Raw genomic sequence first — 15,144 nt, forward strand, 5'->3', positions numbered from 1 at the left:
TATATTGGCGAAGTTTATATTGGATAACAAATACCCGACTATCAATTTGATCATGACACATTGGAAAAAACTGGAAGTTTACCGGCAATTACAAGCAGAAGAGATTTCTCCATCATTCAAAAATTTCGCACATTATATTGCGAATGAACTGTTTAAAGAGAATTTTAAACTGAAGGAATCAAAAACAGTCAAGAAGTTTTATCGGTTTAATGAAGATTTTGAACAAGCTGTTTATTTTGAAACTCTGAGTTCTAAAACTGATTTCAGAATAAAAATAGCTATAAAACCACTTTTTTCTGATCCAGCTATCCCGTATTGGATTCTGGAAGCATTTGAGATTTCAGCAGGGTTTAAAAGGAGTTATCCTTTAACGCAGGAGTACTTGTTACTTGCCGGACACCTTGTGGAAGAAACAAGGAAAAGCTTAATCCCTTTTTTTGATCAATATGATAGTTATCAAAAAGTAGTGCTTCATCATCAGGATTTATTAAAACACTATCGCACAAATGATAGTGAGACTATTCCTGAATTTGTAAGTGCTGACCTTTTATTTTATGATAGCTCATTTAAAGCGAGGGATATAGCCCTATTTAATCAATCTCACGCAAAATTCTTAAAACGTGAACTTTTTGTTTACGAACGGTTTAAAGATGATCCTGCAGCCGGAAAAGAGATTTCAGACAGAATTGAAGCATTTAAACAGCTTCATTTAATATTCAACGATGATAAACGCTATCAGCAGGAAATTGAAAAGCTCAATCAAAAATCTGCAGATTATCTCAATACGTTTCAAAAAAAGAGAACAAAATAGCTTTGTTTATTTGATCCATTGTACCACAGAGCTGGTATATTTCACAATCGAAAATACAAAAAAAATGCTGCCCGATCTGAGCAGCATTTTTTGTTAAATTACAAGTTGTAAATCCAACTTTACTGCCTGACCATTTATTGCTCTGCCGCATATTTATCACTGAACTTTTTGTCCAGTTGTTTATGCAGATTATCCAGATTAATATCCCTTCCTTGTATAAAAGCCTGCTCCACCTTATTTGTTTTCATATCCAGTGCATCACCCGCAGAAATAAAGAAAGTGGCATCTTTCCCAACTTCAATACTTCCGGTAGTTTTGTCTGCACCCATTGCTTTGGCTGCGTTCAAGGTAATTGTAGCTAATGCTTTCTCTTTATCCAGACCCCATGCGGTAACAGTTCCCGCCATAAAAGGTAAGTTTCGCTGTTGCCAGTATCCATCAATGCTTAAAACAACATTTAAACCAGCATTAGCCAGAATAGCTGCATTCTTATAAGGCATATTCACATCATCATCATTATGATCTGGCAAAGCATGCGGCTGTTTAACCACCACCGTAATGCTGTTCGCCTTTAAAAAATCAATGATTAAATAAGCCTCATCCGCACCCGTAATTACCGGTATAATCCCGAATTTCTTAGCGAAATTAACCGCCGCTACAATATCCTTTTGACGCTCTGCTCCAATAAATAACTTTTCCGTACCTGCAAAAACACGTTTCATAGCCTCAAAGCGAGTATTGATCACTTCTGGTTTACCCATTTCTGCATATGCCTTTGCCTCAGCGAAGAAAGAAGTTAATTGATCAATAGCTGACTGTGTACGTTCTGCTAATACTTCAGGAGCCAGCTGCGGCCTGCCATATCCTCTGAAACGGGGAGTCGCCGGCCAGCTCATATGCATTGCATCATCTTTTCGCAGCGCAGCATCTTCCCAATTCCAGGCATCCAGTTGCACTACAGAAGAACTTCCTGAAATTACTCCACCTTGCGGTGTTGGTTGTGCCATCAGGATACCATTACTCCTTAAAGTAGCGGGTACTTTTGAATCCGTATTGTAAGCAACAATAGAGCGGATATGTGAATTATAATCACCAATTTCCTCAAAATCAAGTGTAGCTTTTACAGCTTCAATCTCGGTTAAACCTAAATTTGTTGTTGCCGCAATAAAGCCTGGATAAATATGTTTTCCACTCGCATGGATACGCAATACATCACCCTGAGGAACTTGTACGCCTGCAGCTGCCGCTATAATTTTTCCATTCTCAAAAAGAAGCGTTCCGTTTTCAATGACTGTGCCGTTTCCAACATGTATCGTTGCTCCGGTTATCGCTATGGTTTTACTTTGTTTTTTTGCTGGAGATATGTTGGCCTGTGCAAAACACATCAGGCCTGATGCCGTTAAAGCGAGGGTAAATAGATAGGTTTTCATATTAGTGTGCATGTGCTGATTCGTTTAATTCTGCTGAATAGTTTTCTAAAGTTTCGCAATTGTAAAGGCGTGGAGCAATTCCCTGGGCACGTTGCATACCAGAACCGCTGCTTTTGCTCTCTAGCATCTTTTGAATTAAACGTGCTTTTTCAGTTTGCTGAGTTTTAATGACCAAAGCATCTTTCTCTATATCCCAATAAGCTACCCCATCTACAAAAGTCTTTTCGGCTTTCGCATAAATAGAAAGCGGATTATCTGACCAGATAACAACATCAGCATCTTTACCGGCTTTTAAACTCCCAACCTGACCATCAATATGAAGCATCTTTGCAGGGTTTAAGGTCACAAATTTAAAAGCGTCCTCTTCAGAAACATTACCATATAAAACAGCCTTGCCTGCTTCCTGGTTTAAATGTCTCGCCATTTCTGCATCATCAGAATTGAAAGCAGTTGTAATCCCTACATTGTGCATAATCTTCCCGTTGTAAGGAATGGCTTCTGCAACTTCATTTTTGTAGGCCCACCAATCAGAAAACGTTGAACCAGCAATGCCATGTGCTTTCATTTGTGCAGCCACTTTATAACCTTCTAAAATATGTGTGAATGTGTTGATCTTAAAACCCATACTGTCCGCAACATGGATCAGCATATTAATTTCACTTTGCACATAAGAATGACAGGTGATAAAACGCTTATTCTTCAGGATTTCAACAATAGCATCTAATTCCAGGTCACGGCGGACATTATTTCCTTTTACAGCGATTGCTTTCTCATACTCTTTTCCACGTGTAAACTCATCCACAAAGGTTTGTTCAACACCCATACGGGTTACCGGAAAACGGGCACCGGTACCAAAATTACTCTGCTTCACATTTTCACCCAGAGCAAACTTGATAAAACCATCAGCACCAGCAAATTTCAGTTCTTCGGGAGCTTTACCCCAACGTAATTTAATCAACTGAGACTGACCACCAATTGGATTTGCCGAGCCATGTAAAATATGTGAAGTCGTTACACCTCCTGCCAGCTGTCTATAAATATTCACATCTTCCGAATTGATAATATCAGCAATACGAACCTCTGCAGAAACAGACTGTGCACCTTCATTAATACCACCGCTGCCTGCAATATGCGAATGTTCATCAATAATTCCCGCAGTTACGTGTTTGCCCGTTGCATCAATAACCTTCGCATTGCCCGCATTCAGATTTTTGCCTACTGCCTTGATTTTTCCATTTTGCAGCAATACATCTGCATTTTTCAGGATACCATCTTTTTCATTTGTCCAGACCGTTGCATTTTTAATCAGCACAGTTTCAGCTTTTGGCAATTCTGCATTTCCGAAAGCGCCGAAAGGATAGATTACAGTACCCATTGCTAAAATAGATTTTGGTTCTTCCTTTTTAGGTGTTTCTTTAGCTGCGTCTTTGTAAGTTGCTGTAAATCTGCCAGCCGATCCATCCGGCATTACCGCTTCACCTTTGAATACCAGGGGAGAAGCAGCGGTCAGAAATCCACTTAAGCGGACATTACCAACAGGGTTTTTCTTTAAATTGAAGTTAATACTTATCCAATCACCATTTCTGGTAAAAGCAGCAGTAGCTTTAACGCTATCTGCACCAATTCTTTCAATTGCTGCGACCGAACCACCCGATGCCCCGGTGATTTTTAACGTTAACGCACCTAAACCGCCGATGTTTAAATTGTAATTTCCACGGATATCAGTGACGTCTATTTTATTGATTATAAAGCGTTTTCCCTGTACCCAGTTTTCAAAAATGATGTTCTCTTTTTTGAACAGATTATCAGATGAAATCAGGAAGTTGGCCACTTTACCTTTTTCCAGTGAACCTACTTTATCGCTGATGCCTAAAAGAGAAGCCGGAATTTCGGTAATGGATTGTAAAGCTTGTTTCTCAGTCAGTCCCTTTTCTATCGCAAGGCGAATATTAGCCCAGAAATCACGGGTGTTTTCTAAACCGAAAGAAGTCAATGCGAATTTGATTCCTGCCTTTTCTAAAGCAGCTGCATTGGCAGGTGCCATTTCCCAGGCTTTCATCTGTGTTAAAGTTAAATTTCTTGCTTCCGAAGGATATTCCACCTCATAAGCCTTAGGGAAATTCAATGGGATAATCAAGCTCGCCCCGGTTGCTTTAACTTCCTGAATGCGCTGATATTCATCACCTGTAGATTTGATGATATATTTTTTGCCAAACTCTTTGCCAATTTTATCGGCACGAAGGATATTAGCCCAGCCATCCACTTCAAAAAGCTGAGGGATATTTTGCTGCTTTCCAAATTCTTCGAGCGAAATATTATATTCTTCTTTCTGCCTGCCATACCACTGTGAATCGTAATAAGTTTGGCGCAATAAAGCAATTGAACCCATTAAAGAAGTCGGATAATCGTTTGAAGATGTCCCTTTGCTGAATGAATAGTTTGCAGCAGTCTGATCTTTCAGAAATACAGTGTTAGCTGCACCATCATTTAAGGTTACTGCCGCAGAAATCCCGCGTGCAATTCCATCCCGGTTGATCACATTGACACTTCCGAAACCAGCTTTTCGTAAATCATCTGCTTTTTTGCTATCCACAGAAAAAATGTTTTTTACCTGTGTTTCTGGTCTGATGGCTTCATTCCATCCATAAGCGCCTTTTTTGGTGGAAATAAAGACAGATTGGCGTGCCGCACGGGGCTGGACAACGGCTTCTGGCAAGCCATAACCAGTAAATGCATCCACTAAGGAAGGGTAAATGAACTTTCCTTTCACGTTAATGATCACATAGCCTTTAGGTACAGCAAGGTCTGGCCCAACTGCTTGTATCGTTTGGCCTTTCACCAATAAAGTAGCGTTTGTAAGGGTTTGGTTGGAATTGACGACGATTGTGGCGTTGGTAAACGCAAACATGCCCGGTCTGGTGTCAAAAGAGCCATTAACAGGATAGGTAGTTTGCTGTGCAAACAGAAATGCAGCATAAAATACCAGCACAATGGCGAGTAAAAGTTTCTTCATCATAGGTTAAGAGGTTAATTCATTTAAAAATAATATAAATTAATAATCAACTTACTTAATCACTCAATTTTTACAATTGATCAGGCACGAAACAGGGCTTTTCATGTTCGGGAAATTTGCTGGGTTTAAGTGAAAGTATCGATATATAGCCTTACTTTAAGCGAATGATATTACGCTATTAGAACCAGGAGCCATTTTATGAAAATTTCCAGAGACGATCTGTTTGACTTGAATCTTTGTATCAGAGGATTAGGTGTTTTAACTACTTACATGCATTCTGATATTTATGAATATATCTACTATTTCACCTTTAAAAAGGTAATGAAATCCTATGCGAAAGATTTCAATGATGCATGGGAACAATACCTGGACGAAGATGAGTTTTTTGAAAAGATAGAAGATCCTTTTGTGCAGAATGCACTTAAAGCTCAGTTCAAACTTATGAAGTTTAAGCTGGAACTGATCCGGAGATTTGGGTTTACGGAAACAGAAGATCTGGAAGATGCTGAAATTATTATACAGGCACAGCGGTTTAAGCCTTATGTACTGATTTATAAACGGGCTAAAAGTTATAAAAAGCTAAAGCTTTATTATGAGCGGACATTAGAAGGGATTATTGCTTGTTTATATAGTTATGCTGCGGCGATCACTGTACAGCGTTATAAAATTCCGCTGGTATTTAAAAGACAGTTTAATTCAGCTGATCAGAACTGGTCGCGTCTGCTGAACACTGACGATAATAATGTGGTATTATTAAAGCAGCTGATTAGTGAATTAAAGGAAGATCTTGATCAGCTGAGGTTGTTATTAAAGAAATAGAAAGCCGATTATTTTTAAGGACAATAGGGGTATTGATTTTTAGTTCGTTTAAGTTGTAAGTGTTAATTATACACTATTGATTATACAATTTAAATTATGAAACTTACAAATTTTAAGGCGTTGGTTATGTTGCTGTGCCTTACACCTTTAATGACCCTGGCACAAAATAGCAGACAAAGAAAAAGTGACCTGGTAGTAGTATTGATCAAAAAATATATTACTGAAAAACGCCCGGATCAGATTTACGCACTGGGCAGTAAAGCTTATAAAGCTGCTGTCAGTAAGGATAGCTTAACTATTTTTATAGAGAAAAATGCCTATATCCTGGGGAAAATAAAAGAATCTTCTTTCCTTGGGACTAAAAAAAATCAAAGCAAATATAAACTGGAATTTGAAGCTGGGAATGTTGAACTTTCTTTCTCACTTGATCAAAATAACAAATTAAACAAACTCTCTTTTTCACCTTTTGTACCTCTCGTTACCAAAAAGACTATATTGGTTCCTTCTTCCAATCCTTTAAAATCTAAACTGGACAAAGAAGTTGATACGCTGGCCAGGAATTATATTCAAAATTCAAATACTGTAGGCTTGAGCATTGGTATTTTGAAAGATGGAAAGACCTTTACTTATGGATATGGTACCACACAAAAGAAAAATGGGGTAGTTCCTGATGCAAATACAATTTTTGAAATAGGTTCCATTAGCAAAACATTTACTGCTCAGTTATTAGCGTACTTTGTGAATGCAGGGAAAATCAGTTTAACAGATCCGATGACGAAATATCTGCCGGATTCAGTAGCTGCAAATCCCGAGCTTCAGCAAATAAAGATGGTAAATTTAATTAACCATACTTCTGGATTAATTCGTTTACCAGACAATATGGCTGGCAAAAATTTAGAAGCTGAAAATCCTTATAAAAACTATACTAAGGAGTTATTATTCAGTTATTTGAAGTCATGTAAGTTAGTTTCCGTTCCAGGGGAAACTTATAGTTATTCCAATACGGGCACTGCGCTTGTGGGTGTGATTTTAGAGCGGATCAGCGGTAGAAGCTATGCGCAGCTAGTGAAAGAAATTATAACTGATCCTTTAAAAATGAACAGCACATTTCAGCACCTGACTCCTGAATCGGCAAAACGCTTTACGAAAGTATATAACAATGAGGCCAGGGAAGTTAAAGCCTGGGATTTCGATGTACTCGTTGGTGCCGGAGGTCTTCGGTCTACTGTCAATGATCTGTTGATTTATGCAGCTAACAATATTGAAAGTAAAAATCCAGATTTGGCAAAAGCATTTGAACTTACCCATCAGGTTACTTTTTCAAAAGAACCTATGGTTGGTTTAGGCTGGCATGTGATGAAACCAGCGGCGGATACTTATTATTGGCATAATGGTGGAACTGCCGGAAGCAGAAGTTTTATGCTCATCAATATCGATAAAAAAACTGCTGTAGTTATACTTTCTAATTCGGATGTCGAAACTGATAGTATAGGCGTAGGAATTTCAGATAAATTATAGTGATTTAAATGGCCGGTAAAATAGTTCACCGGCCATTTATTTGTTAATTTCCTAATTAATAGACAAATCAGTTACTCAAAATCCACTTCATTCATTTTATTCTAGTTCAATTAAAAGACTCAGAAGAATTATTGTGAGTGAGAATGTAAGCAATCCTAATATTCATCCAGGAATGCCTGAATTATTGAAAAATTCAAGATCAATCTTGGGCGGAAATTCCCTGAAAACAAGAACAGACTTGCCAATGCGCCTGTTGATAAATTCATGGATTTATTGGTGATCTGATTATTTTAAATGAACTTGGTCATACATGACAACAGAAGAAAAAATCAATGAATCGGAAACACACGTTTTTAAAGTAGTATTTCCTGATACTACCAATCACCACAATACGATGTTTGGTGGAAGAATATTAATGATGATGACTGAAACAGCGTTCATGACTGCTACCCGGTTTTGCAGGAAGAGCTTTGTGCTGGTGAGCAGCGGTCAGATAGACTTTAAGAAACCTATCCCTGCTGGTTCTCTGGTTGAACTGGTAGGCAGAGTTGAACGTATTGGTCATACAAGTATTGTGATACAAGTAGAAGTCTATTTAGAAAAGATGAGGGAAGAGTTCAGGGAAAAGGTAGTGAACGGCGCTTTTACTTTAGTTGCGATTGATGAAGATAATAAACCTGTTTTAATCCGGTAAATTCAATCAACCCGGATTTTAATCCGGGTTGATTTTTAGAAACTAATGTTATACGAGTTTTTTATTTCTGCCATTGCAAAAGTACTATGTGTACTTCCTATACTTTTAACAGAGCCTAATTTGTTAAAAACAAAATCCTGGTAATGTTTCATATCCCTTGCATAAACCTTCAGGATAAAATCGAAATCCCCCGAAATATTATAACATTCCACTACTTCATCGATCTTTAAAATGTCTTCTACAAATTGATGGCCTATTTTTCTATCGTGTTGTTTAAGTTTAATATTGCAGAAGACTATAAATCCCTGGTTAAATTTTTCGGGATCAAGTATGGCAATGTACTTTTTAATATATCCATTACTTTCCAGTCTTTTTACCCGTTCAAATACTGGCGATGGTGATAAACTTACCTGGGCCGCCAGCTCTTTTATCGTGTAATTTGAATTGTTACCTAATATCTTTAATAGCAATAAATCTGTGCCGTCCAGTTCTTCCATAGAATAATTTTCCTTAGTGATACCAAAAATAACAACTTAAAAGCATAATATGCTTCTTTTTGTTCATAGAAAAGTAATTTATCCTTATTTATTGGGACTAACATAGTTTTAAAATCTTCATATATACATTTGTGAGGAATTAAAAACTGATTTGTAGCAAATAAAGCGCTGGTTATTGAGCAATAACCGGGGAGTTTTTTACAATGATTATTAACCATTTAAAAAGTTGAACAAAGATGCAAACGCACAACCTAGGCTACCCGCGAATTGGTAGCAACAGAGAACTGAAAAAAGCCTGCGAACAATACTGGTCTGGCAAAATTACCTTAGCTGATTTATTAAGTAAAGGCAAAAATATATCCGAGCATAACTGGAAATTACAACAGGAAGCCGGAATAGATCTGATCCCTTCTAATGATTTTTCGTATTATGATCAGATCCTGGATATGTCGTTAACAGTAGGCGCTATCCCGAAACGCTATAATCAGGTGGCCTTAAAATCCAATAATGAAATGGATTTGTATTTTGCTATGGCAAGAGGTTATCAGAAAGAAGGATTGGACATTACCGCGATGGAAATGACAAAATGGTTAGATACAAATTACCATTATATCGTTCCTGAATTTTATAAAGATCAGGAATTTAAGTTATTCTCTAATAAAATCGTTAACGAGTTTGTGAGTGCAAAGCGTTTAGGCATTAATAGTAAGCCTGTAATTATCGGACCAGTTTCGTACCTGTTATTGGGCAAAGAAAAGGAAGAGGGTTTTGATAAACTGGATTTAGTGAAACGTTTATTGCCAGTTTATGTGGAGATTTTAACGGAATTAAAAGCACATGGAGCTGAATGGATACAGTTTGATGAGCCGTTCCTGGCTTTAGATATTAATGCTCAGGCAAAAGAAGCTTACCAGTATGTTTATGCAGAGCTGAAAAAGAAATTTCCATTGCTAAAAATCCTGGTGGCTACTTATTTTGAAGGTTTAAAAGATAACCTGGTTTTAGCGGCATCATTACCTGTTCATGCCTTACATATTGATTTGGTACGTAATCCAGAGCAGTTGGATGAAGTGCTGAAGGCTATCCCTGGACAATTGATTTTATCTTTGGGTGTAGTTGATGGAAGAAATGTCTGGAAAAATGATTTCGAGCAGTCTTTGTCGATCATAAAAAAAGCGGTAGCTCAATTAGGAAGCGAACGCGTATTGATTGCGCCTTCGTGCTCCTTGCTGCATTCACCCTGTGATCTGGATTTAGAAACCAATGATCAGACTTTAACTCCTGAGCTTAAACAATGGTTAGCTTTTGCTAAACAAAAGATTGATGAAGTAGTGACGTTGAAGGCATTAGCTTCTGAGAATCCTGGTGCAATTGCATTGGAGAAACTGGAAGAAAATAAAGAGGCTGCTTCCAACCGCAGAACGTCGAAACTGATTCACAATGAGCAAATCAAACAGCGTGTAAGTGCGATTACAGCTAAAGATGCAGCGCGTATAAGTCCTTTTCCTGTACGTAAAAAGACACAGCAGGAAATTTTACAGTTACCTCTTTTTCCAACGACCACTATAGGTTCATTTCCACAGACTCCTGAGGTTAGAAGCTGGAGAGCGCAGTTTAAGAAAGGTGAAATTACTCCGGCAGAATATGATACTTTATTGAAAAAAGAGACGGAAGAAACAATCCGCTGGCAGGAAGAAGTAGGTATTGATGTATTGGTTCATGGTGAGTTTGAACGCAATGACATGGTAGAATATTTTGGCGAACAGCTGGACGGTTTCACCTTTACAAAAAACGGATGGGTACAAAGTTACGGTAGCCGTTGTGTTAAGCCTCCTATTATTTATGGAGATGTACACAGACCAGCGGCAATGACTGTTTACTGGACGGAGTTTGCACAATCACTGACCAAAAGTTTGGTTAAAGGTATGTTAACCGGGCCCGTTACGATTTTACAATGGTCTTTTGTCCGGAATGATCAGCCTCGTTCTGTTACTTGTAATCAAATCGCATTAGCAATTCGTGATGAGGTAGTAGATTTGGAAAAAGTAGGAATCAAAGTTATTCAGATTGACGAACCTGCTATCCGCGAAGGTTTGCCTTTGAGAAAAGCAGCTTGGCAAGCTTATTTGCAATGGGCAGTAAATGCGTTTAAAATCTCAGCAAGCGGTGTCAAGGATGGAACACAAATCCATACGCATATGTGCTATTCTGAGTTTAACGATATCATTCAGAACATTGCTGATATGGATGCGGATGTGATTACTATAGAGTGTTCCCGTTCACAAATGGAATTGTTAGATGCTTTTGCAGACTTTAAATATCCGAATGATATCGGGCCGGGAGTATATGATATCCATTCTCCAAGAGTACCTTCAAAAGAAGAAATGGTAGCGCTTTTAATCAAAGCGAAGGCCGTGATTCCCGCTGAGCAACTTTGGGTAAATCCTGATTGCGGATTAAAAACCCGTCACTGGCCAGAAACCAAAAGTGCTTTGATTGCTATGGTAGCAGCAGCTAAAGAACTAAGTGCAAACAATACCTGTTAAATTAAAGGTAAGCAGTTTAATATATTTTGAGGATCACCTGGTAATAAAACCTTCTCTGACAATTTGCAGAGCGGGTTTTATTGGTTTATTAAAGATTTGTGTTCATACTTAACCGAAAAAAATGAAGAAAAACCTTGTGTGTTAAATAGCTACATTTATCTTGAAAAATTATCAGTCAAAATAATAGCAAAATGGATAGTATTCAAGAAGAATTTTCAGCAGAGGAACAAAAAGAGTTTTTCGAAATATTGAAGGCACGTTTTGAGAAGAACAGGAACCGTCATAAGGATTTGGAATGGGCTGGCGTACAGGAAAAATTAGAAGCGCATCCTGAAAAAATGAAGTCGCTGTGGGCAATGGAAAAAACTGGCGGTGAACCGGATGTTGTTGGTTATGATCAAAAGACAAAAGAATATGTTTTCTATGATTGTTCCCCGGAGAGTCCGAAAGGCCGCAGAAGTCTTTGTTATGACCTCGAAGCGCATACATCAAGGAAAGAGTTTAAACCGGAAAATAATGTCATTGACGTGGCAGCTGATATTGGCGTTGAACTTTTAACAGAAGAAGAATACCGGGAATTACAGCAAATAGGGAGTTTTGATGCCAAAACCTCGAGCTGGATAAAAACACCTGCTGATATCAGAAAATTAGGTGGAGCTATTTTTTGTGACCGGCGTTATAATACGGTCTTTGTTTACCACAATGGAGCAGAATCTTATTATGCTTCCCGTGGTTTTCGTGGTGCATTGAGGGTCTGATGTTTTAGACATGCTTTAAGCATTGCTATGGTCGATGGATTGTATCTAATTATTCTACATAATGGTACTCAAAAGAGCCCGTCTATCCTGATCAATTTATAAAAAAGCCGTCTTTTTTAGATAAGAAGACAGCTTTTTAACCTATAAAACCTTATAAAGAATAACGTAGTGTTACTCCATAAGTTCTTGGATCACCGAGTACACCAGCATATAAACCGGAGTTACCTGCTGCGGCCTGCAATTGTTCATAATAATTTTTATTAGCTATATTTCTTGCCCAGATGAATACAGAGAATTTATCTGACTTGAATCCTAATCTACCATTCAACAAAGAATAACCTTCGACATTTAACACACTCGATGGTGTTGGATTTGAAGAATATTGTGAACGGTAACTGGCATCAGCTGCAATAAAATATCTGCCTGCTGTGGTGGCCAGTTTGCCAGGATTGCTGAATTCTGCACCACCAGAAACATTCCATTTAGAAATACCTGGTAACCTGCCTCCGGAAGCATCTTTAAATGCTACCTGAGTAGCTACGCCATTTACAAGTTCAGTATGGCCGGTTTCTTCTAAGGGGAGCGGTGCATTGGTGAATTTTATATATTTACCATCAAGATAAGCCAGAGCGGCATTTATAGTTAAGAACCTTCCTGCTTGATAAGTTCCATCAACTTCCAGACCTTTTACCCTCACTTTTTCTGCATTGGCAAGATAACCTCTGTTTACACCTAATTGTGGCGATTGTACATTGGTCTGGTAATCTTTGATAGCTGTATTGAAAACACTGATGTTTAAGATTGCACCTTTAACAGGTTTAGTTTTAATGCCCAGTTCATAATGCTGAACATATTCTGGTTTTACGACGGCCACAGACAAATCTGCTTCTCCGGTAGCAGTAGTTGGCAAGCCACCTACATTAACACCAACTGGTTTATATGCGGTAGAAAAGGTTCCATAAGCGTTTAACTTAGTAGTAGGGCGGTAGGAAACTGTGATATTACCGGACAAATTATTATTGTCCACATGGGTATTGAAGCGCTGATTGGCATAAACAGCTGTTTTTAATGCAAGTAAAGCCGGATTTGCGGTTTGCAATCCTCCATAAGTTGTCCTGTCATAGTCTACATCTTTTTTATCATAAGTATATCTTAAGCCGGGTAAAACGTGCAGGTGATTCAGAATTTCCCAGTCAACCTGTGCAAATACAGCAGCACTTAATGATTTGATGGTTGAATTGGTTTTGATACCGTAGCCATCTAACAGGCCTGGTGTGGAGTATAATGCCTGCGCACCGGTATTACTTGTTTGCACAAATCTCCACTGATCTTTACCAACTTCTTCTGTCTGCCCTAATCCTTTCAAATTCTGACTCAGGAAATATACACCGATTACGCCGCTTACTTTTTCCGATAAATTACCGGCATATCTGACTTCCTGTGAATATTGATCATGACGGGAGGTTCCCTGAGATTTAGTTAGTGCAGACAATTCTGAGAAATCCCTGTCGTTTGTAGGGTTCCAGTTCCAGAACCTCCAGGCGGTAGTTGAAGTCAGTGTCCCATTGCCTATTTTATAATCCAGGTTTACGGATAAACCACCAATAGACTGATCGTGCTTCCATGGTGTATTGGTATTGATTGTCCTGGATTTCGGGTCTGCGACAGGCTGCTGGTAGCCTAAATCAGAAACAATTTTGGCATATTGACGGTAAGGACTTCTTTCTGTTGCAGTAACGCCTGCAATTACCAGTGGGTAACCTGCGGGATGCTGAATGCTTGCATCTCCACTAAACAAGATTTGTAATTTATCTGAAGGGGTATAATACAATTGGCCTTTAAAACCAAGATTGTTCTGACCGCTATATCTGCGTTCTTCTTTAGTATTGAAAATTGTACCATCACGCTGAGTTCCCGAAATGGATAATCTTGCGGCAAGATTTTTTCCAACACCTCCGGTAACTGAGGTTTTCGCCTGCATAAAGTTATAGTTTCCAAAGCTCAATTCAACTTTCCCGCCTGGCGTTTGTGTTGGCTTGGCTGTAGTAATGTTAAAGGCACCTGCGGTCGTGTTTTTGCCAAACAATGTTCCTTGTGGGCCACGTAATATTTCTATTTGTTCAATGTCAAGAAAATCAGTAGAAGTAGCAGCAGGACGGGCCTGGTAAACCCCGTCTACATAAAAGCCTGCTCCAGGATCTATACCGTCATTGGTTAAGCCAAATGTTGAGCCCAGCCCTCTGATATTCAATGTAGTGTTCCTGGCATTTGAAGCATACAGTTGTACTGAAGGAACCAGTTCTTTTAAGCGGTTAACATTAAAAGCGCCTGCGTTTTCTGCGGCCTGGCCTCCGATAACTGTAATTGCGATAGGTACATCCTGTAATACTTCTGAACGTCTTCTTGAGGTAACAACGATTTCATCAAGCAGTGCACTTTCAATCAGGATTAATTCAAAAGGTGTATCCTGAAGTTTTAGAATCTGGAAATCCTGGGATTTGTAGCCAATTGAACTCACCCGAAGGTAAAATGGAAGCTCTTGTTTTGAATCGATAGTGAATTTGCCGTCAACATCTGCAGTTGCAGAAATCTTAGTGCCTCTGATCAGTACTGTTGCATGTGGTACAGGAACGCCGTTACTGCTTTTTATAATGCCCGTTATCGCACTTTGGGCAAAAACATAATTTGCTGTGAGCAGGAGTGAAAGGATAATGAGTAAATGTTTCTTCATCATATTAATAGTCAATAGTTTGATTATACGCAACCAGGTAATTGGTTTTATGCGTTAGTTTTCGGTGATTATTGCATAGCAAAGCCATATGGACGTTTTCAACATCCAGCAACGTTTTAAAATATGATATTTGCAGGCTTTTTAGTCTTGCTCAGTGATTACTGAACTGAATCAACAGCAACAGTAGGTTAGAAAGAGGGTTCCTTCTTTAGCTGTTTTTCTTTTCATTTTTATAAAATGTAAGTCTGTTTTCATTTGGTTCTGATTGTAAAGATTTATGTTGATTATACGAATATAGTATTCTTTTTTTGTTTAAAAGATTAAATC

Annotated in this window: 10 protein-coding genes; 6 read left to right on the forward strand and 4 right to left on the reverse strand. The window is 38.4% G+C overall.

Annotation, left to right across the window (positions count from 1 at the left end; genetic code table 11):
- Positions 1-52: 52 nt before the first annotated feature.
- Positions 53-811: a hypothetical protein gene (locus AB3G38_RS02250; protein ID WP_367866876.1), complete on the forward strand. Its 759-nt coding sequence runs from the start codon at positions 53-55 to the stop codon at positions 809-811.
- Positions 812-945: 134 nt separating this feature from the next.
- Here AB3G38_RS02250 and AB3G38_RS02255 read toward each other — a convergent pair whose 3' ends face one another.
- Both AB3G38_RS02255 and AB3G38_RS02260 read right to left on the reverse strand, forming a co-directional pair.
- Complete coding sequence (locus AB3G38_RS02255; protein WP_367866877.1) at positions 946-2,241, reverse strand: amidohydrolase family protein; 1,296 nt, start codon at positions 2,239-2,241, stop codon at positions 946-948.
- A 1-nt stretch (position 2,242) separates the two neighbouring features.
- Positions 2,243-5,254, reverse strand: a complete 3,012-nt coding sequence (locus tag AB3G38_RS02260; protein WP_367868743.1) for an amidohydrolase family protein — start codon at positions 5,252-5,254, stop codon at positions 2,243-2,245.
- Positions 5,255-5,452: 198 nt separating this feature from the next.
- On the opposite strand from AB3G38_RS02260, the gene AB3G38_RS02265 reads away from it, so the two are divergent.
- The 3 genes from AB3G38_RS02265 to AB3G38_RS02275 all read left to right on the forward strand — a co-directional run bounded on the left by AB3G38_RS02265 (position 5,453) and on the right by AB3G38_RS02275 (position 8,285).
- Positions 5,453-6,073: a hypothetical protein gene (locus AB3G38_RS02265; RefSeq protein WP_367866878.1), complete on the forward strand. Its 621-nt coding sequence runs from the start codon at positions 5,453-5,455 to the stop codon at positions 6,071-6,073.
- A gap of 96 nt (positions 6,074-6,169) precedes the next feature.
- On the forward strand, positions 6,170-7,591 hold the full coding sequence (locus AB3G38_RS02270) for a serine hydrolase (protein WP_367866879.1): 1,422 nt from the start codon (positions 6,170-6,172) through the stop codon (positions 7,589-7,591).
- Positions 7,592-7,901: 310 nt separating this feature from the next.
- Positions 7,902-8,285 carry an acyl-CoA thioesterase gene (locus tag AB3G38_RS02275; RefSeq protein ID WP_367866880.1) on the forward strand — a complete coding sequence of 128 codons (384 nt, stop codon included), beginning with the start codon at positions 7,902-7,904 and terminating at the stop codon, positions 8,283-8,285.
- 35 nt (positions 8,286-8,320) lie between these two features.
- Here AB3G38_RS02275 and AB3G38_RS02280 read toward each other — a convergent pair whose 3' ends face one another.
- Positions 8,321-8,782: an Lrp/AsnC family transcriptional regulator gene (locus tag AB3G38_RS02280; protein ID WP_367866881.1), complete on the reverse strand. Its 462-nt coding sequence runs from the start codon at positions 8,780-8,782 to the stop codon at positions 8,321-8,323.
- Between the two features lie 236 nt (positions 8,783-9,018).
- Here AB3G38_RS02280 and metE point away from each other — a divergent pair, with 236 nt between their 5' ends.
- Positions 9,019-11,328, forward strand: a complete 2,310-nt coding sequence (gene metE, locus AB3G38_RS02285) for a 5-methyltetrahydropteroyltriglutamate--homocysteine S-methyltransferase (protein WP_367866882.1) — start codon at positions 9,019-9,021, stop codon at positions 11,326-11,328.
- A 191-nt stretch (positions 11,329-11,519) separates the two neighbouring features.
- Positions 11,520-12,086, forward strand: a complete 567-nt coding sequence (locus AB3G38_RS02290; RefSeq protein ID WP_367866883.1) for a DUF4256 domain-containing protein — start codon at positions 11,520-11,522, stop codon at positions 12,084-12,086.
- Positions 12,087-12,237: 151 nt separating this feature from the next.
- Here AB3G38_RS02290 and AB3G38_RS02295 read toward each other — a convergent pair whose 3' ends face one another.
- Positions 12,238-14,820, reverse strand: coding sequence for a TonB-dependent receptor (locus AB3G38_RS02295; RefSeq protein ID WP_367866884.1), 2,583 nt, complete (start codon positions 14,818-14,820; stop codon positions 12,238-12,240).
- Positions 14,821-15,144: the final 324 nt, after the last annotated feature.

The sequence above is a fragment of the Pedobacter sp. WC2423 genome (assembly GCF_040822065.1).
GTDB lineage: Bacteria > Bacteroidota > Bacteroidia > Sphingobacteriales > Sphingobacteriaceae > Pedobacter.

What these genes read in the sequence shown, in the direction of transcription:
- AB3G38_RS02250 (WP_367866876.1), top strand. Translation starts at nt 53, where the DNA reads ATGACACATTGGAAAAAACTGGAAGTTTACCGGCAATTACAAGCAGAA.
- AB3G38_RS02255 (WP_367866877.1), bottom strand. Translation starts at nt 2,241, where the DNA reads ATGAAAACCTATCTATTTACCCTCGCTTTAACGGCATCAGGCCTGATG.
- AB3G38_RS02260 (WP_367868743.1), bottom strand. Translation starts at nt 5,254, where the DNA reads ATGAAGAAACTTTTACTCGCCATTGTGCTGGTATTTTATGCTGCATTT.
- AB3G38_RS02265 (WP_367866878.1), top strand. Translation starts at nt 5,453, where the DNA reads ATGAAAATTTCCAGAGACGATCTGTTTGACTTGAATCTTTGTATCAGA.
- AB3G38_RS02270 (WP_367866879.1), top strand. Translation starts at nt 6,170, where the DNA reads ATGAAACTTACAAATTTTAAGGCGTTGGTTATGTTGCTGTGCCTTACA.
- AB3G38_RS02275 (WP_367866880.1), top strand. Translation starts at nt 7,902, where the DNA reads ATGACAACAGAAGAAAAAATCAATGAATCGGAAACACACGTTTTTAAA.
- AB3G38_RS02280 (WP_367866881.1), bottom strand. Translation starts at nt 8,782, where the DNA reads ATGGAAGAACTGGACGGCACAGATTTATTGCTATTAAAGATATTAGGT.
- metE (WP_367866882.1), top strand. Translation starts at nt 9,019, where the DNA reads ATGCAAACGCACAACCTAGGCTACCCGCGAATTGGTAGCAACAGAGAA.
- AB3G38_RS02290 (WP_367866883.1), top strand. Translation starts at nt 11,520, where the DNA reads ATGGATAGTATTCAAGAAGAATTTTCAGCAGAGGAACAAAAAGAGTTT.
- AB3G38_RS02295 (WP_367866884.1), bottom strand. Translation starts at nt 14,820, where the DNA reads ATGATGAAGAAACATTTACTCATTATCCTTTCACTCCTGCTCACAGCA.